The organism is Sphingomonas sp. FUKUSWIS1 (assembly GCF_000733135.1).
Taxonomy (GTDB): domain Bacteria; phylum Pseudomonadota; class Alphaproteobacteria; order Sphingomonadales; family Sphingomonadaceae; genus Sphingomonas; species Sphingomonas aerolata.
This window is the reverse complement of the sequence record NZ_JPJC01000129.1, coordinates 18,352-29,367: the sequence shown is the minus strand read 5'-3', so window position 1 is coordinate 29,367 and position 11,016 is coordinate 18,352. Positions and strand designations below refer to the sequence as shown.

The window sequence follows — 11,016 nt, the reverse complement described above, 5'->3', positions numbered from 1 at the left end:
TGCGCGCGATCGTGCAAGCATTCTATGCAGACGCGCATGAAGATCCTGCTGTCCGCAAGCCTCGCCGTGCTCGCTCTTGCAAGCGCCCCCGCCACCGCCCGCCAGCTGACCATCGACGATGTCGTCAAGCTGTCGCGCGTGTCCTCGCCCGCCGTGTCGAAGGACGGCCGCTGGCTGGTGTGGGAGCAGCGCGAGACCGATCTCGCCGCTGATCGCGGGCGGTTCGACCTTTGGCGGCTCGACCTGACACGCAAGGGTGCGAAACCCGAGCCGCTGATCGCCGAAGCCGATGTGAACGAGACCGGCGCGCAATTCTCCGCCGATGGCGCAACCGTCTATTACCAGTCGGACAAGGGCGGCAGCGACGCGGTCTGGTCGATCGGGATCGCCGGCGGCACGCCGCGCAAGCTGACAAGCTTCGAGGGCGGTTTCGGCGGGTTCAAGGTCGCACCGACCGGCGACAAGCTCGTGGTGTGGGCCGATCGCAAGCCCGGCGCGCCGAGTCTTGCGCCGGCAATGGTCAAGAAGGACCCGAATGCCGGGGCGGGGCGGACCTATAATCAGCTGTTCGTGCGGCACTGGGACACATGGTCGAATGGCGACCGATCGCAGCTGTTCGTGCTGCCGCTGACGGCCGCTGGCGCGCAGGGAGACGGCGTCGCGGTGACTGGCGGTCTGATCGGCGATGCTCCGTCAAAGCCGTTCGGCGGCGGCGAGGAAGTGTCGTGGAGCGCGGACGGCAAGACGCTGTATTTCGCACTGCGTGAGGCGGGGCGGATCGAAGCGACCTCGACCAATCTCGACATCTTCTCGGTCCCCGCGGACGGCTCCGCGGCACCGGTCAACCTGACCGCTGCGAATACCGGCATGGACAATCTGCCGACGGTGTCGCCCGATGGCCGCACGCTCGCCTGGTTCGCGATGGCGCGCGCGGGATTCGAGGCGGATCGCCAGGTGCTGATGACGCGCGATCTGGCCAGCGGTCAGGTGCGCGCGGTGACGCAAGGGTGGGATCGTTCGGTTGCGTCGATCGCGTGGAGCCCCGACAGCAAGCGCCTCTACGTCACCGCCGACGACACGCAGGAGACGCCGGTGTTCGCGGTCGACCCTGCCACGGGCGCGGTGACGCGACTGACGCAGGAGGGCCATGTCGGCGCGGTCGTGCCGACGCCCAGGGGCGTGGTAGTCGCGATCAGCAGCCTGACCGCGCCCGACGACTTCTATGCGCTCGCGGTGAAGGGCAAGCGGATGCCGAAGCCCGAGCGGTTGACGTCGGTCAACGCGACCAAGCTCGCGGGCATCGACATGCCGACCGTCACGCGGTTCAACTTCAAGGGCGCGAACGACGACACCGTCTGGGGTTATGCGGTGAAGCCGTATGGCACCACGGGCAAGGTCCCGGTCGCCTATATGGTGCACGGTGGCCCGCAGGGGTCGAGCAACAACAGCTGGTCCTATCGCTGGAACCCGGCGGTGTTCGCGGGTGCGGGCTACGGGCTGGTCGCGGTCGATTTCCACGGGTCGACGGGGTACGGCCAGGCCTTCACCGACGCAATCAGCAACAATTGGGGCGGCTGGCCGCTCGAGGATCTGCAAAAGGGGCTGGCGGCGGCGACCGCCAAGTTCGGCTGGCTCGACGGCGACCGCGCCTGTGCGCTCGGCGCGTCCTATGGCGGCTATATGATGAACTGGATCGAGGGGAAGTGGCCCGACCGGTTCAAGTGCATCGTCCAGCATGACGGCGTCTTCGATGCGCGCGCGATGGCGTACGAGACCGAGGAGCTGTGGTTCGACGAGTGGGAGCATGGCGGCAAGACCTATTACGAGGATCCCGCCGCGTTTGAGAAATGGAACCCGGTCAACTACGTCGCCAACTGGAAGACGCCGATGCTGGTGATCACCGGCGAAAAGGATTTCCGCATTCCCTACACGCAGGGGCTCGCGAGCTTCACCGCGTTGCAGCGGCGCGGGATTCCGTCACGGTTGCTGGTCAACCCGAACGAAAATCACTGGGTGCTGAAGCCGAAGAACAGCCTGCAATGGTATGGCGAGGTGATCGGCTGGATGGACAAGTGGACGGTGCAATAGGGACGCGCTGATGACGAAGTTGAGGGGCGCGAGGGCCGCTAGCCGCTCAGTGCGCCTTGGGCTTCTTCACCGCGTGGAGGCCGAGTGCGATCGCGCCACCGAGGATCAGGCCGACCACGCCCGACAATGCGGCGTTGACCACCCAGTTCACCACGCCCTTGGCCACCGGCACCGCGGCGGCGGCGCCCGCGGCGGCATCGTGAATGAAATGCGGGATCGTCGTCAGTCCGAAATCCTCGATTCCGTGGACGATGATCTGCCCGCCGACCCAGACCATCGCCGCGGTGCCGACCACCGACAACACCGACATGACGACCGGCATGCCCTTGACCAGGCCGCGTCCGAACGCCTGGACCGCGGGGCTTTTCCGCTCGGTCAGGTGCAGGCCGATATCGTCCATCTTCACGATCAGCGCGACGACACCGTAGACGAGGATCGTGATCGCGACGCCGACCAGCGCAAGCACGATCGCCTGTTCCCAGATCGGTTCGGCGGCGACGTCCGACAGCGCGATGACCATGATCTCCGCCGACAGGATGAAGTCGGTGCGGATCGCGCCCGACACCTTCTGGTCCTCGAGCGTCTTCGGATCGATCGGGGCGGTGGCTTCGGCTTCGGCATGGCCGCCGCCGAGCGCTTCGAGGATCTTTTCCGCACCCTCGAAGCAGAGATAGGTCCCGCCGATCATCAGCAACGGGGTCAGCGCCCAAGGTGCGAACGCGCTGAGCGCGAGCGCTGCGGGGAGGATGAAGAGCAGCTTGTTGCGGAACGAGCCGAGCGCGATTTTGCCGATCATCGGCAATTCGCGCTTCGGCGAGAACCCGACCATGTAGCGCGGCGTGACCGCGGCATCGTCGACCACCACGCCGATCGCCTTGCTGCCCGCCTTGCCGGTCGCAGCACCGATATCGTCGAGGCTGGCCGCGGCCAGCTTGGTGATCCCGGCAATGTCGTCGAGCAGTGCGACCAGTCCTGTGGGCATCGATGGGTCCTTCGCGTGATCGGTAAGAGGCGGCAATAGCCGGTCCGCGGTAACGTGACAGCGATGTCATGCAACGGGTTTCGACCTTGCGCAAAGTGCCTGACGCGCGGAATGGTTGCGCGGTGACGCACATCACGACGGGATCGAGCATGACAGACGACTTCATCACCAACCTGCCCAAGGCCGAACTGCATCTGCATATCGAGGGCAGCCTCGAGCCCGAGCTGATGTTCGCGCTCGCCGAACGCAACAAGGTCGCGATCCCGTTCAAGAGCGTCGAGGACGTGCGCGCGGCCTACAGCTTCACCAACCTTCAGACCTTTCTCGATATCTATTATGCGGGCGCGGCCGTGCTGAAGACCGAGGAGGATTTCCACGATCTGGCGCTCGCCTATTTCGACCGGGTCGCCCAGGACGGCGTGGTCCATGCCGAGATCTTCTTCGATCCGCAGACGCACACGCATCGCGGAATCCCGTTCGACGTCGTCGCCAACGGCCTGTTCGCAGGCATCGATGCGGCGCGGGCGAAGCACGGGATGAGCATCGGGCTGATCATGAGCTATCTGCGGCATCTCGACGAGGAGGATGCATTCAGGACGTTCGAACAGGCACAGCCCTGGCTCGACCAGATGATCGGCGTCGGGCTCGATTCGTCCGAGATGGGGCATCCGCCATCGAAGTTCGCGCGCGTGTTCGAAGCATCGGCGGAAGCCGGGCTGCTGCTGTGCGCGCATGCCGGCGAGGAAGGCCCGCCCGCCTATATCCACGAAGCGCTCGACATCCTGCGCGTCGACCGGATCGATCACGGCAATCGTGCGCTCGAGGATCCGGTGCTGGTCGCGCGGCTTGCCCGCGAGGCGATGACGCTGACCGTGTGCCCGCTGTCGAACGTCGCGCTGCGCAACGTCGACCGGATCGAGGACCATCCGATCGACAGGATGCTCGATCTCGGCCTGCGCGCGACGATCCATTCGGACGACCCGGCCTATTTCGGCGGCTATATTGGCGAGAACTACCGCCAGACCGCGCGCGCGCGCAATTTGTCGCGCGGGCAGATCGTGACGCTGGCGCGCAACAGCTTCCTCGGCAGCTTCCTCGATGACGAGGCGATCGCCGGGCATCTGGCGACCCTCGAGGCCTATGTGACCCCGCATCCGTGATCCGGCGCTTTCTATCGATCTTCGAGCCGTTCATCCTGATGCTGCTCGGCACCGTCGTGCTGGCGAGCCTGTTGCCGGCGCGGGGACAGGCGGCGACGATCGTCGGCTATGTCGCCGACGTCGCAATCTTCCTGCTATTCTTCCTGCACGGCGCGAAATTGTCGCGCGCGGCGATCTGGGACGGGTTGCGCAACTGGCCGCTCCACCTCGCCGTACTGGGGGTGACGTTCGTCGCCTTTCCCGCGTTCGGGCTTGGGCTGACCGCGTTGCCCTTCGTCGACGAGCGGATGGCGACGGGCGTGCTGTTCCTGACCCTGCTGCCCTCGACGGTCCAGTCGTCGATCGCCTTTACCGCGATCGCGCGCGGCAATGTCGCGGCGGCGGTGTGCAGCGCGTCCTTTTCCAACCTGCTCGGCATACTGATCACACCAGCGCTGGTCGCGCTGCTGATGCGGAACGCAGGCAATGCCGGCGGGATGTCGATCGAAAGCGTCGAGACGATCATCGTCCAGCTGCTCGTGCCGTTCGTGGCGGGGCATGTGCTGCGGCCCTGGATCGGTGCATGGGTGACGCGGCGCAAGGCGATGCTGACGATCGTCGATCGCGGGTCAATCCTGCTTGTCGTCTATGGCGCGTTCGGCGCGGCGGTGGTCGAGGGGCTGTGGAGCCGGGTGTCGCTCGGCGACCTGCTCCTGATCGGGCTGCTCTCCTGTGCCCTGCTGGCCATCGTGCTGGCGCTGACGCTGACCATCGCGCGGCTGATGCGGCTGCCGCGCGAGGATGCGATCGTGTTGCTGTTCTGTGGGTCGAAGAAGAGCCTGGCGTCGGGGGTGCCGATGGCCGGCGTGCTGTTCCCCGCGGCGCAGGTCGGCGTGATCCTGTTGCCGCTGATGCTGTTCCACCAGATCCAGCTGATCGCCTGTGCGGTTATTGCGCGCCGCTATGCAGACCGGGCTGATGCGCGCGTGGAGGCGATGGCACCGGTGGCGTAACTGCCTTGGCTTATTTGCTTTTCCACGCGCGAAACGACATGGTCGCGGCTTGACGGAAAGGCCCAGCATCTGTGACTGATACCGCGTTGGACCTTACGGCCTGCGATCGGGAGCCCATACACATTCCCGGCGCGATCCAGCCGCACGGGCTGTTGCTCGTCGCCGATGCGGCGAGCCTGCGCGTCGTTGCGGGCGCGGGCGATATCGAGACGCGGCTGACCCCCGACTGGCTGGGCGCAGACCTCGCGACGCTGATCGGCCAGGACGTTGCCGCGCTGCTGGCGGAGCGATCGGGGCGCGGCAGCATGATCGGCGCTGCCGTCGGCACGCTGGTCGCGGGTACCAGCGAGCAGTTCCACATGGTCCTGCATGCGAGCGAGGAACACGTCCTCGTCGAGCTCGAGCCCGCCACGACGGCGCCGTCGAGCGCCGCGACTGTGCTCGGCTGGCTGGATTCGATGGCGACCGCGTTCGAGCGGTCGGGCAATCTCCAGGCGCTGTGCGAGCAGGCGGCGGTCGCGTTCCGGACTCTGACCGGGTTCGATCGCGTCATGGTCTATCGCTTTCTCGACGATGAATCAGGGCGCGTGATGGCGGAAGATCGCGATCCCGCGTTGCACAGCTTCCTCAACCATCATTTTCCTGCGACCGACATCCCGAAACAGGCGCGCGCGCTGTATGTCCGTAACCGGACGCGCGCGATCCCGCATGCGGTCTATACACCCGCGATCCTGCGCCCCGCCGGGTTCGAGAGGCTCGACCTGAGCGACGTCGCGCTGCGCAGTGTGTCGCCGATCCATCTGCGCTACATGACCAACATGGGCGTCGCGGCGTCCGCGTCGATCTCGATCGTCAAGGACGGGCTGTTGTGGGGGATGATCGCCTGCCACAGCATGACGCCGCGGACGCTGGCGCCCGATATCCGCGCGACCGCGAGCACGCTGGCGAGCAGCCTCGCCCGACAGATCCGCGCGAAGGAGGAGGCCGAGGGATACCGCGAACGCCTGCGGCTGCGGTCGGTGGAAGACGTCGTCGTGCTCAAGATGGCCACCGAGGGCAGCGCACAGCGGACCGCGGCGGCGGTCGGCGACGACCTGCGCCGGATGCTGGCGAGCGACGGCTTCGCGCTCGTCCAGCACGGCGCGGTGCAGCGCGACGGCCAGTGTCCGGACGACAGAGACGTACTGGACCTGGTCGAGTGGATCCGCAGCCGCGGGACAGGCGACATCGTTGCGACGCATGCGCTGTCGACGCTCTACCCGCCTGCGGAACGCTATCGGTCGAAGGCGAGCGGGCTGCTTGCGATGCCGCTGATCGACGAGGGCGCGGTGCTGTTGTGGTTCCGCGCCGAGCGGATCACCGAGATCGAATGGGCAGGCAATCCGCATAAGGCGACGTCGGGCGATCCCGCTGAACAGCTGACGCCGCGCACGTCGTTCGCGTCATGGACCGAAGAGGTGCGCGGCGAATCGCGGCGCTGGTCGCTCGAGGAGATCGAGGCCGGCTATCGCCTGCGTCGGATGTTCCACGACAGCTATGCGAGCAACCGGATGCGCGCGCTCAACCGCGAATTGCAGCGGACGCTGGCCGAAAAGGACGTGCTGATCGAGCAGAAGGACGTCCTGATGAAGGAGGTCAATCACCGTGTGCAGAACAGCCTGCAGATGGTCTCCGCGTTTCTCGCACTGCAGGCCAAGGCGGCGGGCGACGCCAACGTCACCGCGCATCTTGCCGAGGCGCAGGCACGGCTGTCTGCGGTCGCGCTGGTGCATCGGCGCCTGTACCGCGACGACCAGGTCCAGTCGGTCGACCTCGCGCGCTATCTTGAGGAACTGGCGGGCGACATGAAGGGGACGCTGGGGCAGGAATGGGGCGCGCAGATGCGGCTCGACCTGGCACCGGTGCTGATGCCGACCGACCGTGCGGTCAATGTCGGGCTGATCCTGACCGAGCTCGTCATCAATGCCAGCAAATATGCTTATGGCGGACAGCCCGGGCCGATCCTGATCGCGCTCGAGCAATATCGCAACCAGATCCGGCTGATCGTCGCGGACAAGGGAGTCGGTCAGACCGGCACGCGCGTCGGGTTCGGCAGCCGGATGATGAACGCGGTGGTCGGACGTCTGTCGGGATCGATCGCGCAGCATGACAACATGCCCGGGCTACGCGTGATCATGACCGCCCCGATCGAGGACTGAGGCTCAGCGCGCGGCGGCGGCGCGGCGGTACAGGTCGAAGGTCGCGCGCGCGCCGGTGATCGCCTCGTCGATCCACGTGTCTGTTCCAGCGAGTGTAGCGGCGCGGTCGAGTGCACCGAGCAGCTCGCGCCATTCGCCCGACAGATGCCGCGCGCCAAGATAGGCGGTCGGCAGCCCGTCGGGCACGGTACGCGCGAGCATGATGCCGCCAAGCCGTGATCCCTCCACGACATAGAGCGCGCCCCAGGCGGCGGCGTCGCCCGCGGGCAGTGCGAAGGGCAGCGGTGACGGCATTGCCTCGTCCAGCGCCGCGAGGTCGGCGGCGAGGAGGGGCGTGCGGGCGCGGAAGTGGGGCAGGCCCGGGACGGCGGCGAGCGCGTCCTCGGCTGCAGGAAGCGCGAGCGCGTGCGCATGGAGGAACGCGCGGTAGCTGTCGGGCGCGGCGAGGTCGAAGTTGCCATAAGCGGTGTCGACGCGGTCGTGATCGCCGCCGGTCGCGCCGCGCAGCGCGGCGACGATCGAGCGCGGCGGGTCGTTCAGCAGCATCGGCCACCGCCCTTGCCGCCGTAGCGCGCCTGCTCGCGGTCACGGAAGAACGCCGCGGGATCCATCGCCGCATGGCCGGGGTGATGCTCGGCCATGTGGCGCAGATAGGCGGCGTAGGAGGGCTGGCCGACCATCATCAGCGCGGTCTCCCGCGCGCGTGCCAGCAGGTGGCGGATGCGCGGCGTCATTCGGCCGGGACCAGCATGGGCGGAACCTCGGTCACCGTCGGGCGATCGACCTTCAGCGCCGCGCGGCAGCTGCGGATGCCGAAGGCGAGGATCGACACGACGACGCCGAGGAACAGCGCGATCAGCGCCGCGTCGATCCGGTCGTTGAAGATGATCCGCTGCATCTCCGCCATCGTCTTGGCGGGCGCGAGGATCTCGCCGCGCGCCGCCGCGTCCGCGAACTTGGACGCATGCGCGAGGAAGCCGACCTTCGGATCGCTCGAGAACAGCTTCAGCAGCCCCGCGGTGATCGTGCACAGGCACAGCCATGCGGCGGGCAGGATCGTCACCCAGGCATAACGCTGGCGCTTCATCCGGAACAGCACGACCGTCGCCAGGATCAGCGCGACCGCGGCGAGCATCTGGTTCGAGATGCCGAACAGCGGCCACAAGGTGTTCACCCCGCCGAGTGGATCGGTGACGCCCTGATAGAGGAAGAAGCCCCAGGCGGTCACGCACAGCGCGGTCGCGACGATGCCCGGGCCGATCGCCGAGGCATTGCGGAACGACGGCACCACGAGCCCGATCAGGTCCTGCAGCATGAAGCGCCCGGCGCGCGTGCCGGCATCGACCGCGGTCAGGATGAACAGCGCCTCGAACAGGATCGCGAAATGATACCAGAACGCCTTCATCGCCTGACCACCGATCAGGTTACTGAAGATCTCTGCCATCGCGACCGCGAGCGTCGGGGCGCCGCCGGTGCGGCTGATGATGGTGGTCTCGCCGACGTCACGCGCGGCCTGCGCCAGCGCCTCTGGGGTGATCGCAAAGCCCATATTGGTGACCGCGGCCGCCGCCGACGCTGCGTCCGTACCGAGCACCGCGGCGGGGCTGTTCATCGCGAAATAGATGCCGGGATCGAGGATCGTCGCACCGACCAGCGCCATAATCGCGACGAAGCTTTCCATCAGCATCGCGCCATAGCCGATAAAGGGTGCGTCGCCCTCGCTGGCGATCAGCTTGGGGGTGGTGCCGCTGGCGATCAGCGCGTGGAAGCCCGACACTGCACCACAGGCGATCGTGATGAACAGGAACGGGAACAGCCCGCCCGACCAGACCGGACCGCTGCCGTCGATGAACTTGGTGAGCGCGGGCATGCGTAGCGGCGGTGCAACGACCGCGATCCCGATCGCCAGCGCGACGATCGCGCCGATCTTGAGAAAGGTCGACAGATAGTCACGCGGCGCGAGCAGCAGCCAGACCGGCAGAACCGACGCGACCGCGCCATAGCCGACCATCAGGATGCACAGCTGAACCGGGGTCAGCGTGAAGACCGGGCCCCAGAAGGCGGACTCGGCGACCTGGCCGCCATAGACGATCGCGAGCAGCAGCCCGATGACGCCGAGGATCGAGACCTCGCCGATGCGGCCCGGGCGGATCCAGCGCGTGTAGATCCCCATCGCGAAGGCGAGCGGGATCGTCGCCGCGACGGTGAACAGCCCCCACGGGCTGCCCGCGAGCGCGCGGACGACGATCAGCGCGAGCACCGCGAGGATGATGACCATGATCGCAAAGGCGCCGATCAGCGCGATCGTGCCTGCCACCGCACCCATTTCCATGCGGATCAGCTCGCCGAGCGAGCGGCCGTCGCGGCGCATCGAGATGAACAGGATCATGAAGTCCTGCACCGCGCCCGCCAGCACGACGCCGGCGAGGATCCAGAGCGTGCCGGGGAGATAGCCCATCTGCGCCGCGAGCACCGGCCCGACCAGCGGTCCGGCGCCGGCGATCGCCGCGAAATGGTGGCCGAACAGGACGTTGCGGTCGGTCGCGACATAATCGAGCCCGTCCGCGCGGCGGATCGCCGGGGTCGGGCGCGTCGCATCGAGCTGCATGACGTTGCGCGCGATATAGCGGGCGTAGAAGCGATAGGCGATCAGGTTGACCGAGACCGACGCGGCGACAATCCACAGCGCGTTGACATGCTCGCCGCGCTGGAACGCGACCACCGCGAGAGCGCACGCCCCGAGCAGGCTCATCGCACCCCAGCCGATCTTTTCGCGTAACGTCATGCGGTTGCTCCCCCGTCCGGTCCTTGTACCAGCCATCGCGGATTTGGCCGAGGAGCGCTAGGGGGGAGCGCTAGGGGGAGCCGCCTCAGACCTGTGAGTGGTGGCCCTTCAGCTCGTCGCCGACGATCCGGACGACATGCAGCACGTTGGTCGAGCCCGGCGTCCGGAACGGCACGCCCGCGAGCACGATCACGCGGTCGCCCGCCTTCGCCATGCCGTGGCGCAGCGCCATGCGCTTCGACTTGGCGACCATATCCTCGAACGACTCGACGTCGCGGGTGTGAACTGCATGCGTGCCCCACAACAGGCCGAGGCGGCGCGCGGTGTCCTGGCTCGGCGTCAGCACCAGCAGCGGCACCGAAGGCCGCTCGCGCGCGATCCGCCGTGCGGTCGAGCCCGAGGTGGTGAAGCAGATGATCGCGACCGCGGATACCGTCGCGGCGATGTTCTTCGCCGCCTCGGCCAGCGCGTCGGCGGTCGTCGGATCGGGCTTCATCACGGTGAAGTGCATGCGGTCGCCATGCTCGGGGTCGGCCTCGACCGACACGCCGATCGCGTCCATCATCGCGACCGATTCGACCGGCCATGCGCCCGCGGCGCTTTCCGCCGAGAGCATGATCGCATCGGCGCCGTCATAGACTGCGGTCGCGACGTCGGAGACCTCGGCGCGCGTCGGCGAGGGCGAGGTGATCATCGATTCGAGCATCTGAGTCGCGACCACCACCGGGCGGCCCATGCGGCGCGACACCTCGACGATGCGCTTCTGCAGCGGCGGCACCGCCTGCGGGGGCATTTCGACACCGAGATCGCC

At 67.3% G+C, this 11,016-nt stretch carries 9 protein-coding genes; 4 read left to right on the top strand and 5 right to left on the bottom strand.

Going from position 1 to position 11,016, the window contains the following annotated elements; all coding sequences use genetic code 11:
* Positions 1-36: 36 nt before the first annotated feature.
* On the top strand, positions 37-2,088 hold the full coding sequence (locus tag sphsw_RS09105; protein WP_031440330.1) for a S9 family peptidase: 2,052 nt from the start codon (positions 37-39) through the stop codon (positions 2,086-2,088).
* Between the two features lie 46 nt (positions 2,089-2,134).
* On the opposite strand, the gene sphsw_RS09100 is transcribed toward sphsw_RS09105, so the two are convergent.
* Complete coding sequence (locus tag sphsw_RS09100) at positions 2,135-3,070, bottom strand: DUF808 domain-containing protein (RefSeq protein ID WP_031395057.1); 936 nt, start codon at positions 3,068-3,070, stop codon at positions 2,135-2,137.
* Between the two features lie 149 nt (positions 3,071-3,219).
* Here sphsw_RS09100 and sphsw_RS09095 point away from each other — a divergent pair, with 149 nt between their 5' ends.
* The 3 genes from sphsw_RS09095 to sphsw_RS09085 all read left to right on the top strand — a co-directional run bounded on the left by sphsw_RS09095 (position 3,220) and on the right by sphsw_RS09085 (position 7,420).
* Positions 3,220-4,230 carry an adenosine deaminase gene (locus sphsw_RS09095; protein WP_031440329.1) on the top strand — a complete coding sequence of 337 codons (1,011 nt, stop codon included), beginning with the start codon at positions 3,220-3,222 and terminating at the stop codon, positions 4,228-4,230.
* Positions 4,230-5,222: a bile acid:sodium symporter family protein gene (locus tag sphsw_RS09090; protein WP_031440328.1), complete on the top strand. Its 993-nt coding sequence runs from the start codon at positions 4,230-4,232 to the stop codon at positions 5,220-5,222. Before sphsw_RS09095 ends, sphsw_RS09090 begins: the two co-directional genes overlap by 1 nt.
* 71 nt (positions 5,223-5,293) lie before the next feature.
* Positions 5,294-7,420, top strand: coding sequence for a histidine kinase dimerization/phosphoacceptor domain -containing protein (locus tag sphsw_RS09085; RefSeq protein WP_031440327.1), 2,127 nt, complete (start codon positions 5,294-5,296; stop codon positions 7,418-7,420).
* 3 nt (positions 7,421-7,423) lie between these two features.
* Here sphsw_RS09085 and sphsw_RS09080 read toward each other — a convergent pair whose 3' ends face one another.
* From sphsw_RS09080 to sphsw_RS18830, 4 genes are all read right to left on the bottom strand, one after another.
* Positions 7,424-7,966, bottom strand: coding sequence for a biliverdin-producing heme oxygenase (locus sphsw_RS09080; RefSeq protein ID WP_042466966.1), 543 nt, complete (start codon positions 7,964-7,966; stop codon positions 7,424-7,426).
* Entirely contained in the window at positions 7,957-8,154 is a 198-nt protein-coding gene (locus sphsw_RS09075) for a YbdD/YjiX family protein (protein WP_031395223.1), read from the bottom strand. The genes sphsw_RS09080 and sphsw_RS09075 overlap by 10 nt, the downstream gene beginning before the upstream one ends.
* On the bottom strand, positions 8,151-10,205 hold the full coding sequence (locus tag sphsw_RS09070; protein ID WP_042466965.1) for a carbon starvation CstA family protein: 2,055 nt from the start codon (positions 10,203-10,205) through the stop codon (positions 8,151-8,153). The genes sphsw_RS09075 and sphsw_RS09070 overlap by 4 nt, the downstream gene beginning before the upstream one ends.
* Positions 10,206-10,290: 85 nt before the next feature.
* Positions 10,291-11,016: pyruvate kinase (locus sphsw_RS18830; RefSeq protein WP_042466964.1), on the bottom strand; the 726-nt coding region annotated here is incomplete at its 5' end.